This is a genomic window from Erwinia sp. 1181_3, from assembly GCF_052824965.1.
The window spans coordinates 15,200-28,300 of the sequence record NZ_VTDE01000004.1 but is presented as its reverse complement, the minus strand read 5'-3'; the positions used below and the strand labels follow the sequence as shown (position 1 = coordinate 28,300).

14 protein-coding genes are annotated in these 13,101 nt (G+C 57.7%); 7 read left to right on the top strand and 7 right to left on the bottom strand.

The genetic code is table 11. The features are described 5' to 3' along the window. Positions 1-9: 9 nt before the first annotated feature. Entirely contained in the window at positions 10-606 is a 597-nt protein-coding gene (locus FY046_RS12030) for a helix-turn-helix domain-containing protein (protein WP_421506048.1), read from the bottom strand. A gap of 43 nt (positions 607-649) precedes the next feature. Between FY046_RS12030 and FY046_RS12025 the strand changes: the two genes are divergently transcribed. Further along, entirely contained in the window at positions 650-1,351 is a 702-nt protein-coding gene (locus FY046_RS12025; protein ID WP_446186074.1) for a B3/B4 domain-containing protein, read from the top strand. A gap of 27 nt (positions 1,352-1,378) precedes the next feature. On the opposite strand, the gene FY046_RS12020 is transcribed toward FY046_RS12025, so the two are convergent. Then, on the bottom strand, positions 1,379-1,825 hold the full coding sequence (locus tag FY046_RS12020; protein ID WP_200641938.1) for a putative T6SS immunity periplasmic lipoprotein: 447 nt from the start codon (positions 1,823-1,825) through the stop codon (positions 1,379-1,381). Between the two features lie 467 nt (positions 1,826-2,292). Here FY046_RS12020 and FY046_RS12015 point away from each other — a divergent pair, with 467 nt between their 5' ends. Then, on the top strand, positions 2,293-2,484 hold the full coding sequence (locus FY046_RS12015; RefSeq protein ID WP_339457767.1) for a hypothetical protein: 192 nt from the start codon (positions 2,293-2,295) through the stop codon (positions 2,482-2,484). On the opposite strand, the gene FY046_RS12010 is transcribed toward FY046_RS12015, so the two are convergent. From FY046_RS12010 to FY046_RS11990, 5 genes are read right to left on the bottom strand one after another with little or no spacing between them, the layout of a single operon-like run. Then, a complete protein-coding gene (locus FY046_RS12010) occupies positions 2,481-3,269 on the bottom strand; it encodes an ABC transporter ATP-binding protein (protein ID WP_446186073.1) in 789 nt (262 codons plus the stop codon). The genes FY046_RS12015 and FY046_RS12010 overlap by 4 nt on opposite strands. A 12-nt stretch (positions 3,270-3,281) precedes the next feature. After that, entirely contained in the window at positions 3,282-4,313 is a 1,032-nt protein-coding gene (locus FY046_RS12005) for a FecCD family ABC transporter permease (RefSeq protein WP_446186072.1), read from the bottom strand. Further along, entirely contained in the window at positions 4,306-5,295 is a 990-nt protein-coding gene (locus FY046_RS12000; protein WP_167864911.1) for a FecCD family ABC transporter permease, read from the bottom strand. Before FY046_RS12000 ends, FY046_RS12005 begins: the two co-directional genes overlap by 8 nt. Then, complete coding sequence (locus FY046_RS11995; protein WP_242462179.1) at positions 5,292-6,209, bottom strand: ABC transporter substrate-binding protein; 918 nt, start codon at positions 6,207-6,209, stop codon at positions 5,292-5,294. The genes FY046_RS12000 and FY046_RS11995 overlap by 4 nt, the downstream gene beginning before the upstream one ends. Continuing rightward, positions 6,199-8,295 carry a TonB-dependent receptor gene (locus FY046_RS11990; protein WP_192933168.1) on the bottom strand — a complete coding sequence of 699 codons (2,097 nt, stop codon included), beginning with the start codon at positions 8,293-8,295 and terminating at the stop codon, positions 6,199-6,201. The genes FY046_RS11995 and FY046_RS11990 overlap by 11 nt, the downstream gene beginning before the upstream one ends. 457 nt (positions 8,296-8,752) lie before the next feature. On the opposite strand from FY046_RS11990, the gene FY046_RS11985 reads away from it, so the two are divergent. From FY046_RS11985 to FY046_RS11965, 5 genes are all read left to right on the top strand, one after another. After that, positions 8,753-9,148 carry a (R)-mandelonitrile lyase gene (locus FY046_RS11985; protein WP_208868825.1) on the top strand — a complete coding sequence of 132 codons (396 nt, stop codon included), beginning with the start codon at positions 8,753-8,755 and terminating at the stop codon, positions 9,146-9,148. Between the two features lie 125 nt (positions 9,149-9,273). After that, complete coding sequence (locus tag FY046_RS11980; protein ID WP_133842009.1) at positions 9,274-10,203, top strand: LysR family transcriptional regulator; 930 nt, start codon at positions 9,274-9,276, stop codon at positions 10,201-10,203. Between the two features lie 203 nt (positions 10,204-10,406). Continuing rightward, the gene (locus FY046_RS11975; protein WP_133842008.1) at positions 10,407-11,477 is read left to right on the top strand and encodes a Gfo/Idh/MocA family protein; all 1,071 of its coding nucleotides are present in this window, start codon (positions 10,407-10,409) and stop codon (positions 11,475-11,477) included. Further along, positions 11,477-12,319 carry a sugar phosphate isomerase/epimerase family protein gene (locus tag FY046_RS11970; protein ID WP_167864909.1) on the top strand — a complete coding sequence of 281 codons (843 nt, stop codon included), beginning with the start codon at positions 11,477-11,479 and terminating at the stop codon, positions 12,317-12,319. The genes FY046_RS11975 and FY046_RS11970 overlap by 1 nt, the downstream gene beginning before the upstream one ends. Further along, positions 12,312-13,097: an alpha/beta fold hydrolase gene (locus tag FY046_RS11965; RefSeq protein WP_446186071.1), complete on the top strand. Its 786-nt coding sequence runs from the start codon at positions 12,312-12,314 to the stop codon at positions 13,095-13,097. The genes FY046_RS11970 and FY046_RS11965 overlap by 8 nt, the downstream gene beginning before the upstream one ends. Positions 13,098-13,101: the final 4 nt, after the last annotated feature.

The window sequence follows — 13,101 nt, the reverse complement described above, 5'->3', positions numbered from 1 at the left end:
CACACCGTTTCAGCGACCTTTCTCATTCACCGTCATGGTAAACACCGTCACTTCTGCACAGTCGTTCTTATAGGTATGCGGCGCATCCGTTCTCGCTACGGCGGCACTCCCCTTGTTAATCACGTAGGCAGTATCGCTGACGACGAGCGTCAGCGCGCCTTCTGACACATGGAGCAGTTCACTGGTGCCTTCAGGATGGCCCTGAGATTCGAAGATTTCCCCAGGGTAAAGCATCCACTGCCACAGCTCTACCATGTCCGGCCCACTGGTGCCCGCCAGCAGACGGGCGCTGCCGCCTTTCTCTCCTTTCCAGAGCACGGGAATTTTCCCCGCATCGATAATATGAACCGCGGGCTTGCCGGCCACGTTGACAAAATCGGCCACCGAGACGTTCATAGAAGAAGCAAGGCGGCAGAGCAGTGCAATACTGGGGTTGGCCCTGCATCCTTCTATCTCAACCAGCATTCCCTTACTGACGCCTGAACGGCGGGAAAGCTCATCAAGCGACATTTTTTTCTGGCTGCGGTATAGCTTTATGTGCGCAGATACGGCCTCGTTTACCCTGGCTGCATCGACATCGGTCGTTATATTGACTTTAATGGTCATTGGTCATTATCATGTAATAAATCAGTCATTACAGGATTATCGTATGTCAGACGTGTTACCGTCAATCAGTCCAGAAATTGACCTTATCGCACCGGGATTCCGTGCGCTCAGTATCAGCGTAGAGGCGGCCCCCGTGGCTGATGAACGTGTGGGTGAAATCGCACTGCGGGACGCCTGCGAAGCTGTTCTGGCCGGCCAGCCTGCCTGGGCAGAGGCGCACCTTAACGCCTGGTCTGACGTATTCCGTTCCTTCGGGGCAAAACCCAAACGCACGCCCTGTTCAGCTGAAGCACTGAGAAAACGAGTCATAAAGGATGGCTCGATGGTTCCTCTTGATCCGGTCGTTGATCTGTACAACGCCGTCAGCATCCGGTATGCCGTGCCAGTGGGCGGTGAAAACTTTGCGGCTTACGCAGGAATGCCACGGCTGGCTGTGGCAGACGGAACCGAAATCTTTGACACCATGAAGGACGGTCAGCCGGGAAGCGAGTCACCGGACGAGGGAGAAGTCGTCTGGCGCGATGATATCGGCGTGACCTGCCGCCGGTGGAACTGGCGACAGGGCATCCGTACCCGGCTGAGTGTTGCAGACAACAGGATGTGGTTCATCCTTGAAAGCTTGCCACAAATGCCGCTGGGGGAGCTGAATGCGGCTGGCAAGATGCTGACAGACGGCCTGGAAAAAATGATGCCCGGTGTACGCTATCAGACCGTTCTCATCAGCACAGAGTCACACAGCGCGTAAATTTTAGTGGCTGATCGTTGAGCCCAGCTATTCTATTTCCCGCATATAATCATCAGTTCGCAATGAATATTCCTTTGGGGAAAAGGGCGTTGGCACGCCTTTTTCCATACTGAATTCAGAAACAATATCGCGACGATATGCCCTTTTTTTAGTCGGTGAACGTAAAGCGATATCAACGTTTATCTCGCCATCGGCCGGGAACTGATAGTAAGCCTGAGGAATACACAGTTGATTGTCAGCGATCTTCAATGCAGGAAATTCTCTATTGAATCCCGACCTCTCAGGCGCATTTCTGTCTCTGATAGAAAGATAATGAACATAATAGTCACCGGGATTTTTAATCTGAAAACAGAAGCCCGAAGGCGTCCGGGAAACCTGCCCGATTTCAGGCAAAGGAGTGTAATCCCCCAGCAGTCCGCATCCGGTCAGAAGTGAAGCGATAAGCATGGGAAGCAGCATTTTCCTTATTGTCATTACACTATTCCTTAGTCTTCGAGTGGCTATTGCCCGGCAAGCGTAGCATTTGTGTATGTGTTTAAAGAACCCAACGGGAAAAAATGTCATCCCCACAGGAGATCGCATTCGTGGTTTTAAAATTCACCGCGAGCACCCTGTCGGCGGGGATGAGGTCAGCTTGAGGTAAGCCGGACGTCACGCGCCAGGGATGGCGCGAGCCGAGGCACGTAGGGATGTGGGTTTTTCCGTTCCGGCGTGCTCAAGCTGGCCTTAGCCCGGTTGCGAATGATGTCAGCAACACCTGTGCCGTTGACCTCAGAATTTTGACCTGGCCTGATGTGCCAACCATCAGCACTGGTCGACCGAAAAAGAGGGTCGACCACTACGGGTAGGTTTAGCCGCGGGGGATATCATTTCGATGTATGGACAGGCGCTATTAACAGACCTGGATTACGCTAAGAGTAAAGCCACGACGGAGCCAGACGATGTCACTCAACCTACCACTGCTCATCGCGTTACTGATTGCCCTGCTCACTCCCGGCGTTGCCGCCATCGCCGCTAACGATAATGGCGCCTGCCAGCAAAGCTGCTATGTGCAGAACAGCCGCTGCGATCGGGATAAAAATAGCGGCTGCAGCGGCGCGCTGCAACGCTGCGTGCAGGCGTGCCCGCGCTAGCCATGTTCTTTACTGAGCGGGATCACCAGCGGTGTACCGTAGAATGGATCATCGATAATGCGGCAGTTCAGGTCAAACACGTTTTTTACCAACGCTTCACTGAGGATCGCCTGCGGCGCCCCTGCCGCCACCACGCCGCGCTGATGCACAGCGACCAGATGGTCGGCATAACGACAGGCCAGATTGAGGTCGTGGAGTACCATCACAATCGTTTTATTCTGCTGGCGATTCAGGTCACGCAGCAGATCCAGCACCTCAATCTGGTGGGCAACATCAAGAAAGGTCGTCGGCTCATCCAGCAGCAAAATATCGGTGCCCTGCGCCAGCGTCATGGCAATCCACACCCGCTGGCGCTGCCCACCCGACAGCGCCTCAACCGGGCGATCGGCCAGCCCCGCAACATGGGTAGCGTGCAGAGCGGCATTAACCTCGGCTTCATCCCGGGCTGACCACTGCTGCAACCAGTTCTGCCAGGGGTAACGCCCCAGGCTCACCAGCTGGCGCACGTTAATGCCTTCCGGGGCTACCGGGTTCTGCGGCAGGATCGCCAGCTCACGGGCCACCGCAACGGTCGACTGCTGCTGAATATCCTGACCGTTGACGCGGACCGAGCCGGACTGCGGCTTCAGAAGGCGCGCGAAAGATCGCAGCAACGTGCTTTTCCCGCTGCCGTTGCTGCCGATCAGCACCGTGATTTTCCCCTGCGGCAGGTCAATATCCAGACCGTCAATAATGGTCTGATTCTGGTAACTCAGGGTCAGATCGCGGGCGGCAATGGCCGTCATAGTTCAGCTTCCTTAGTGACGCTGGGTGATCAGCAGAGTTAAAAAGAACGGTGTGCCGAGTACCGCGACAAAAATCCCGGCAGGCAGATCGGCGGGCAGAAACAGCACGCGGCCGATCAGATCGGCCAGTATCAGCACCATGGCACCAACCATCGCACTCATCAACGCCTGCCCGGCAAATCCGGCGGCAACCAGACGTTTGCCGATATGCGGGGCAATCAGCCCGACAAACGCCATCGCCCCGCCCCAGGCAATCGCCACGCCCGCCAGCGCCACGCTCACCAGTAACAGTCCGCCGCGCTGCCACTGCACGCGCACGCCAATGCCGCCTGCCAGCCCCTCATCCAGCTGTTGCACCATTACCTGACGGGCCAGCCAGAACAATAAGGGTAGGATCGCTAGCAGCCACTGCGCCAGGGCCACGGCCTGCGACCAGGTGGCTCCGTATACGCTGCCGGTCAGCCAGACGTAGGCCGACAGCGTGGTGGTCAGCGGGCTGAACACCAGGATCAGCGTGGTCACCGCCCCGAGCAGCGCCGACACACCCACGCCGATCAGCACCAGTCGCAGCGGTGATGCCCCCTGCTTCCAGGCCAGTAGCCAGACGCTGGCGGTGGCCAGCCCGGCACCCGCAATAACCGCCAGCGGCAACAGACTGTCGCCCAGCGTCATACTGAAGAAGGCCAGGTAGATCACGGCGGCCGTCCCGGCACCGCTGGTGATCCCCAGGAGATCGGGCGAGGCTAACGGATTGCGAATAATGTTTTGCAGGATCAGACCCGATACCGCCAGCGCCCCACCCACCAGCCCCGCCAGTACGATGCGCGGCAGACGGAGCTGCTGCACAATAAACGTCAGCCCGCCGGAGTCATCGCTAAACAGCAGCCGCAACACGGTTATGGGTGACATTGTCACTTTCCCCTGCGCCAGCGACAGCAGCATCACCAGCAGCAGAATACCCAACGCCAGCAACAGCCGTAACACGGTGTTCAGATTGATCTGGCGTGAAAAAGCGCCCCAGCGTAGCGCGATAATTTTATCCATAGCGCCCTCCACGCCGCGCCAGCCAGATAAAGAAAGGCGCACCAAACAGCGCGGTCATCACCCCCACCGGCACCTCCTGGGGCAGGATCACCACGCGGGCCAGGATATCGGCCAACAGCAACAGTAACCCGCCCCCCAGCGCGCAGCCTGGCAACAGCCAGCGATGATCGATGGAGAGGCCTTTGCGTACCATATGCGGCACCACCAGGCCGATAAAACCAATGCTGCCGGCCAGCGCCACGGCGCTCCCTGCCAGCAGCACAATCAGCCCCGCCAGCAGCAGGCGAACAGGCCCGGCACGCTGGCCCAGCGCGGTGGCTATATCGTCCCCGGCATTCAGCACGTTCACCTGCCCGGCAAACAGGAGCGTCACCGCCAGCCCAACAGCGCTGAGCGTCAGGATCGGCCATGCAGCAGCCAGTTCACGCTCACTAAGCGATCCGGCCAGCCAGAACAGCAGCGTATCCAGCCCCTGCTGGTCGATCACCAGCATCGCCTGGCTAAAGGCGGTAAACAACGCAGTGATCGATGCCCCGGCCAGCACAATGCGCAGCGGATTAAGGCGCCCACGCCCGGCCGTACCGATCAGCCACACCAGCGTTCCCGCCACGGCGGCGCCGGCAAAGGCGCACCAGACCAACGCGTTGAGGGAAGCCAGTGAGAATACGGCGCTGCACAGGATAATACAGAAGGTGGCTCCGGCATTGATGCCGAACAGGCCAGGTGACGCCAGCGGGTTGCGCGTCAGCGCCTGCATCAGCGCGCCCGCAACGGCCAGACTGGCCCCCACGGCCAGCGCCATCAGCGTACGCGGCAATCGGGAGGTGGTCACCAGAATATGCTGGAGGTTCATACTATCGTGCCGGGTCAGCGCCGCCAGCACCTGCGGCAGTGATATCCAGTTGGCCCCGGCCATCAGGCTGAGCAACACGGCCATCAGGAGCAGCAGCGCCAGGATGCACAGTTTCATCGCTGGCGTCATGCTGGCTGCCCCGTAATCAGCAGGCGTTCGATATCTTCCAGCACCGCATTCGCGGCGATAATCCCGCCGGAGAGTACCCAGGTCACGCTGTCCACCTGCCACACCTGGTGGTGTTGCGGCGCCTGCATCTGTTTCCAGAGTGGATGACTGACCAGCGTGCGGTAATTATCCCGCACCACCGATTTTTCCGCGTGCAGCATGACAAAAAACAGATCGGCATTGACCACCGGCAGACTTTCGCGGCCGCTGAGTTTGATCGACACACCTGTTGCCTGGCGTGCGGCCTCATTCCAGTGAAAGCCGAGTTCGCTGAGGATCATGCCGGGAAAACTCTGCGGCAGATAGCTACGCAGATGGTCCGCACGGATATCCAGCACGGAGACCGTCAGCGGCCAGCGTGCTGCATAGTGCTGTTCCAGTAACTGACGCAGGCGATTAACGCGCTGTTGCCAGCGGAGTAGCAACGCGGCAGCTATCTGCTGACGATTGACCGCCCGGCCCACCGCCTCAACGGTCTGCTTAAATTCGTAGACGTTATCGAGCATCACCAGCGGCGCGATCTGCTTCAGCAGCGGCGCGATCGCCTGGTGGCGAAAGCGCGAGGCAATAATCACATCTGGCCGCAGCAGCACGATATCTTCAAGGCTGGGCTGGGTTTCCAGCCCGACGTGCGGCACACCGTTTAATGCCGTGCGCAGATAGCGGTAGGTGGGCTTTTCACTCCAGGAATCCACCACGGCGCAGGGGGTGATCCCCAGCGCCACGATGGCATCGGTCGCCCCCTGAAACAGGGTGATCACGCGCAAGGATGCGGTGCCCTGCGCCCTGAGCGGCAACAGCGCACCGGCGGCCAATATGCCAAGGCCTAGTCGCAGCACCCTGCGGCGGTCATTATGGGTGACATCAGAAATCAACGTTGTAACCCAGCGTCACCGTACGGCCACGGCCGGAGAAGTAGCGGTCCGGCTCCACCAGGGCACTCTGCGAATAATAGGTGATGTACTGCTTATCAAACAGGTTAGAGATTGCCAGGTTGACCCGTCCACGCGGCAGTTTATAGCCTACGGCGGCATCCACCAGCGCGTAACCGCTGAAGTCTTTATCCTCTTCATCAAACTCGCGGCTTAACGCCCAGTTGGCCTGAATAAAGGAGCTCCACTGCGGCGTCCAGTTCGCCGACCAGCTGGCAATAATGCGGTCCGGCGAAACATTCAGACCATCGAGTTTGGCATCCAGGCTACCGTTTTCATCACTGTCATAGCGGCCGCGCATATGCGAATAGCTAAGTTTCAGGCGGTGATCATCATTGACCGCATAACCCAGGGTGCCTTCGAAGCCGTCGATTTCGGTTTTCTCACGGCGCGTTACGTAGACATCCCCCACGCGGTCAACACGGCTACCCAGCTTTGAGCGGGACTGGTAGTAGCTCAGTTCAAAATCAAACGGCTGCTGATCGATACGGAAACCGTATTCGGTATTCTCGGTCACAATCGGTTGCAGGTTCAGGAAGGTCCCTGCACTCATCCCCGGCTGGTTAATGCCGCGCAGCACACGGCCGACATCCGGCATGGCAAAGCCCTGAGAGTAGTTGGCAAACAGGCTGAGTGGCTCAACGGGCGTCCATACCGCGCCAACGTTATACAGCGTTTTATCGAAACTCGGTTTCCCGCCGCCGACCGTCACACTGTTGGCGCTGGCGATGGTCTGGTAGCTGTCGATATCCAGGCGTGCATATTCATAGCGCACGCCACCGGACAGTTTGAGTGAGTCCACGGGGGCGACTTCAAGCTGCACAAACGGCGACAGATCGGTGTATTTAATTTCCGGTACATAGGTGCGATGTGTGCCCCACAGATCCTGCTTAGACTGGTCGAACAGCGTATCGAAGCCCAGGGTGACTTTCAGGTAGTCGTCCCAGATATCGTCTTTGGTCAGCGCCATTTTGGTGCCGTACTTGGTGGTGACCGCGCGCGACTGATCGTACAGCGTCCCCACCGGGGCAATGTTGGCATCCTGGAAGGAGCCGGACAGCGTTGATCCGAACAGGGCTTCATACTGCTGGTAATACGCCAGCGCCGACAGTTTCATGCCGGCCAGATTGTAGTTGTCGTAGGTTATCGCCGTGCTCCAGACCTCATTATGTGGCGCTTCGCCTTCCGGCGTGCCCTTGATCGAGGTGGTCGGGATGCCGCGTTCGCGGTCGCCGGTGACGCTGAGATAATCATTTTTGCCTTTGAGCTGGTAGTAGCTGGCGCTGAGCTGAATGCGCTGATCGTCATCCAGCCAGTAACCGACTTTGCCTAACAGATCATAAGCGCGGGAGTTCATCAGATCGCCCTGGGTGTTATCCACTCCCACCGGGCGGTTATTGCCATCCAGATACAGCCCCTGATCTTCATAGCTTACCGAGAACAGGTAATCGAGATACTCTTCGCGCCCGTCAACGCCATAGGTGGTTTTGTACCCCATGGTGTCGCCTTTGAGCTGCGAGGTCGGAGATGAGGCTTCCACGCCAAAATGCTGATTAAAGGCACCCGGTTCCGGCCGTTTGGTGATCAGGTTAATCACCCCGCCCGCGGCACCAATGCCGTTGCTGGCGTTGGCACCGTGGATCACCTCAATACGTTCGATCATTGAGGCATCAATGGTGTGCATTTCGCGCCCGGTAGGACGCAGCGGGTTCGACTGGGGAATACCATCAATCATCACCAGCGGGATGCGGCCGCGCAGGGTTTCGCCGCTGCCGCTCATTTTCTGACGGCTGGGGGAAAACGACGGTAACAGGTTGCTTAAAATCTGTGAGGTATCAGAGGTGATCTGCCGCTGCTGTTCAATCTGCTGTTGGGTAATGATGGTGATGACCTGCGGGGAATCTTTCTTCTCACTGGCGGTACGGCTGGCGCTGACCACCATATCTCCCCCGCTATCGGCTGTTTCTTCAGCATAAAGTGGCCCTGCCATTAATAACGGCATCAGCGAACATAGCGCCCTGACTTTCATCTCACGATCCTTTTTACCTGGAGGAAAACCCGCATTGATGCAGGTTAAATGTGCCAAAGGGCACCAGTGGGAATGCGAATGCGATTATTATCATTATCATTTACGGTAACAATAGGAATAATTAGACATTCTTCCTTACATATTCCTTACACCAAAAGTGAAAAGCTGCTTTAATTTGACTTAACAGACTGATGAAAAACAGAAAACATCGGTTTTCGCCTCTGCTGATGCGTCTCTGAACGAACGCTGTTTTTTGCCGATAAATGTGACGCAGATCACCTTCACCCGTCTCAAAAAAACAGAACTGGCGCGTAAACAGGACCAAAAAATGCCCGTGTTACCGTCTTAAAAGACGATTTATGAATTTTTTTCATCACTTCTATACACCAGACGTTCTCAATCGTATGGCGCTAATCCCCTATGATGGACAGATATCAATGTAGAGGAAAATAAGATGATCGAGATTATTAAACACGGCAGTAAACCTGCGGCAGCTGGCCCGGCAGACTATTTCACCGGTAAGGTGGAAATCAACGCACCGTTCAGCGCTACTGAACCGGCCCGCGTGGGCGGTGCGACCGTGACGTTTTCCGCCGGGGCGCGCACGGCGTGGCACACTCACCCGCTGGGGCAAACGCTGATTGTCACCGCAGGCCAGGGCTGGGTGCAGGAGTGGGATAAGGAAGCACAGGCGATTACCACCGGGGATATCGTCTGGATCCGCCCGGGTGTGAAGCACTGGCACGGTGCAGGAGCGGATACCACCATGACGCATATTGCGATTGCTGAGGCGCAGGACGGTAAAGCGGTCGACTGGCTGGAGCATGTGAGTGAGGCGCAGTATCAGCGCTAATGGCTGACTTTGATGGCTGACCTTCTCCGGTCAGCCCCGCCAGACCTGAACACAAGCCCCCTACCCGTGAATGCCGTCAGGCGCTACACTGCCTGCCTTCCCCCTGAGATGTGCCGAGGACTCGCGTGTTAAAAGATAATTTCAACGATCTTATTTCACTGATGGTGGTGGCGCGCGAACGCAGTTTCACCAAAGCGGCCGCGAAACTCGGGGTCTCTCAGTCGGCGCTCAGCCACTCGATTCGGGCGCTGGAAGAGCGGCTTGCCCTGCGCTTGCTCACGCGCACCACTCGCAGTGTGGCCCCCACCGAAGCCGGTGAGCGCTTGATTAATTCCATTGGCCCGCGTTTGACAGAAATAGAGTCTGAGCTGATCGCCATTACAGAAATGCGCGACAAACCCGCCGGTAATATTCGACTGACGGCCGGAGAGCACGCGGCGCAATCCACCATCTGGCCTGCCCTGCAACCGTTTCTGCACCAGTACCCCGATGTGAATGTGGAAATCACCGTCGATAATACCCTGACGGATATTGTCAGCGGCCGCTACGATGCCGGAGTGCGTTTAGGTGAGCAGGTGGCGAAAGATATGATCGCAGTGCGTATCGGGCCTGACTGGAGTATGGCGGTGGTCGGTTCACCGGATTATTTCGCCCGCTATGGTCGCCCGCAAATACCGCAGGATTTGCAGCAGCACAACTGTATTAATATGCGCCTGCCGACCATGGGCGGGTTATATGCGTGGGAATTTAAGAAGGATCAGCGGGAAATACGCGTGCGGGTTGAAGGGCAGCTGATTGTGAATTCGCTGGTGCCACGCATTGATGCCGCCCTCTCCGGCCTGGGACTGGCCTGCTTACCGGAAGATACCGTCGCCGATCACCTTGCCAGCGGCACACTTGAGCGTGTGCTGCTCGACTGGAGCGAACCCTTTGCGGGCTATTATCTCTATTATCCCAGCCGTAAGCAGCATACAGCGGCTTTTTCGCGCATGATTGAGGCACTGCGCTATCCGCGCCAGCACGCGTTTGCCGCCCCCGCTGCCCCCTCCCTTTAAACACGCAGTTTCCGCTTTTACTGCCTCTTACAGCAGTAAACTGTGACCTCCCCCGCGATAAATGACCGGTTTTGGCTAAAACCGGAAAAAATCCCCGCGTTGATGTTCAGTTTTCCGGTTTTCTTTCCCTGACGATAATCACTCCATCAGGCTGCGGCTGCCGCCGTAGCTCAACTATCCCTGTAGGGGTAAAGGAGAGCGTGATGGAAACTTCGGGTAAAATTAACGTCGGTGTACTGGGCTGCGGGCCGATCTCGCAGGCGGGTCATTTTGAATCCTGTATCAAAGCCAGTAACGCCCGGTTGTATGCCATTTGCGACAGCGCCGATGACCTGCGCCAGCGCATGGCCGCGATGTGGGCGCCGGAAGTGGCGTATGCCGATTATCAGCAGATGCTGGATGATGAAAAGGTCGATGCGATTATTATCGCCACCGCCGATGCGTTCCACGTGCCCCTGGCGATTAAAGCGTTAAAAGCAGGCAAACACGTGCTGTGTGAAAAACCCCTCGGGATCACGGTAGAAGAGAGCGAAGAGCTGGTACACATTGCGCAGACCAGCGGCAAATTATTGCAGGTCGGCCATATGAAACGCTTCGATGGCGGCATTCAGGCGGCGCGTGATTTCGTTCAGCAGGAGATGGGCCAGGCGGTGGCGTATAAAGGCTGGTATGGCGATAACAGCCACCGTTACACTGTCACCGATGCAGTGCAGCCAAAAATGATTACCAGCGCGGCAAAACGCAAACCCAGCGTCGATCCGAAAGCGGACCTGCAACAATACTACCTGCTGGCACACGGCAGCCATCTGGTGGATACCGCCTTTTACATTAATGGCACCATCACCGATGTGGAAGCGCGTTTCCTGCATCGCGGCGGGGTCCACTGCTGGTTTATTGATATCGGTTTTGCCAACGGCGCGCTTGGCCAGCTTGATCTGAGCGTTGGTGTACGCATGGACTGGCATGAAGGTTTCCAGCTTTATGGCGAAAATGGCAGCGTGCTGGCAAAAACCTATAACCCGTGGCTGTTCAAATCCAGCGATGTCGATATTTTCCATGAAAAAACGGCATGCTGGCAGCGCCCGTTAGCCGCCGATGGTCATTTTTATCGCCGCCAGCTGGAGGCCTTTGCCCACGCTATCCTCACTGAACAACCGGTGACCGGTACCAGCGTGGAGGAAGGTCTGCATGTGGTTCAGGTGCTGGCCGCTATCCAGCAGTCGGTACGGGAAGGTCGCAGTGTATCGGTCACCAGCGCGCGGGGGTCTGTCTGATGTATAGCGGCATATTCTCGAAAACGTTCGCCACCGCCAGCGTGGATGAAAACTTCGCCCTGATAAAACAGTGTGGCTTTCAGGCCACCCAGTTTAACTACGCCAGCGCCGGGCTGCCCTCCCTGCCCACGGCCGTCCCGGAAAACATCCTCGACGAGATCAACGCCGCACGCGTTAAACATCAGATAAAAATGGAAGCCATCTCAGCGACCTTTAATCTGACGCATCCCGACGCGGCGGTGATTGCACGGGGGATGGCATCACTGGAGACCATTGCGGCATCGGCCGCCCGTCTGCACTGCCCGCTGTTAACACTGTGCAGCGGCACGCTGGATGCCGATGACCAGTGGCGCGCGCACCCGGAGAACAACAGCCCCGCCGCCTGGCGCACACTGTTACGCTCGATGGAACAGGCGCTGGCGATAGCCGACCAGTACCAGGTCAACCTCGGTATTGAGCCGGAGCTGGCCAATATTGTGAACTCCGCTGCCCGGGCGCGTCAGTTGATCGATGAACTTCAGCACCCGCGCCTGAAAATTATTTTTGACCCGGCAAACCTGTTTGAACAGGCGGATGCGGCGCAGCAGCAGCGCGTGATGGGTGAGGCCCTGGATCTGCTCGCCCCGGCCATTGCCATTGCCCATGCTAAAGACCGTGATGCCCGCGGTGAGTTTGTTACCGCCGGGCACGGGGTACTCGATTATCCGTGGTATATCAACGCGCTGCATACCGCCGGGTTTGACGGCTGTGTGGTCACGCACGGCCTGCCAGCGGACGATGCCGCTGGCGTCAGTGCTCTGCTGGCGCGCCTGATACCGCAGACGGGAGGGGTTCATGCTTAGTACCTTTACGCATCAGGGGCTGGCGCTAACTTACAGCGATAATCGTGCGGCGGGCCCGGTGCTGGTGTTCCAGCACGGTCTGACCGGGGACCACCAGCAGACACGTCAAAGTTATACAGCCGAAGACTGCCGCCTGATCACTCTCGAATGCCGCAGTCATGGCGGTTCTGCGCAGGGGGATGAAGCGCAGCTGGGCATTATCCCGTTCGCCAGCGATCTGAGCGCGTTGCTCGATCACCTGGAGATTGAACAGGCGCATTTTGCCGGTATTTCAATGGGGGCGGCCATCGTTGCCCGGTTGGCCGCACAGCAGCCGCAGCGCGTGAGCAGCCTGACGCTGGTGCGCCCGGCCTGGCACCAGCGGCGCAGCCCCGCCAATATGGTGCCGTTTGCCCTCGCGGCCGATTATTTGCACTATTTCCCGGTGCACACCGGCCTTGAGGCCTTCCGTGAGTGCGGCCTGTTCATCACCCTGGCTGCCCTGTCCCCTGATAATGCCAGTGCGCTGGAGGCGCTGTTCAGCAAGGGCGTGGACCCGCAGTTACTGCGGCGTCTGGTGTTATGCGATCCGGGTTTCGACAGCGAAGCACTGCGTGCCCTGCCGGTTTCACGTCGAGTGGTAGGCTGCGCGGAGGATGAGATCCACCCGCTGGCACTGGCGCAGGCGGTGGCTGCCGATCTGCACGTTTCATGTGATGAAATCACAGCCAAATCCCGCGATAAAGCAGCCTATTTCGCCGAACTGACCGCCATCCTTCAGCAGCAGATACACGCATAACCCT

What these genes read in the sequence shown, in the direction of transcription:
- FY046_RS12030 (WP_421506048.1), bottom strand. Translation starts at nt 606, where the DNA reads ATGACCATTAAAGTCAATATAACGACCGATGTCGATGCAGCCAGGGTA.
- FY046_RS12025 (WP_446186074.1), top strand. Translation starts at nt 650, where the DNA reads ATGTCAGACGTGTTACCGTCAATCAGTCCAGAAATTGACCTTATCGCA.
- FY046_RS12020 (WP_200641938.1), bottom strand. Translation starts at nt 1,825, where the DNA reads ATGACAATAAGGAAAATGCTGCTTCCCATGCTTATCGCTTCACTTCTG.
- FY046_RS12015 (WP_339457767.1), top strand. Translation starts at nt 2,293, where the DNA reads ATGTCACTCAACCTACCACTGCTCATCGCGTTACTGATTGCCCTGCTC.
- FY046_RS12010 (WP_446186073.1), bottom strand. Translation starts at nt 3,269, where the DNA reads ATGACGGCCATTGCCGCCCGCGATCTGACCCTGAGTTACCAGAATCAG.
- FY046_RS12005 (WP_446186072.1), bottom strand. Translation starts at nt 4,313, where the DNA reads ATGGATAAAATTATCGCGCTACGCTGGGGCGCTTTTTCACGCCAGATC.
- FY046_RS12000 (WP_167864911.1), bottom strand. Translation starts at nt 5,295, where the DNA reads ATGACGCCAGCGATGAAACTGTGCATCCTGGCGCTGCTGCTCCTGATG.
- FY046_RS11990 (WP_192933168.1), bottom strand. Translation starts at nt 8,295, where the DNA reads ATGAAAGTCAGGGCGCTATGTTCGCTGATGCCGTTATTAATGGCAGGG.
- FY046_RS11975 (WP_133842008.1), top strand. Translation starts at nt 10,407, where the DNA reads ATGGAAACTTCGGGTAAAATTAACGTCGGTGTACTGGGCTGCGGGCCG.
- FY046_RS11970 (WP_167864909.1), top strand. Translation starts at nt 11,477, where the DNA reads ATGTATAGCGGCATATTCTCGAAAACGTTCGCCACCGCCAGCGTGGAT.
- FY046_RS11965 (WP_446186071.1), top strand. Translation starts at nt 12,312, where the DNA reads ATGCTTAGTACCTTTACGCATCAGGGGCTGGCGCTAACTTACAGCGAT.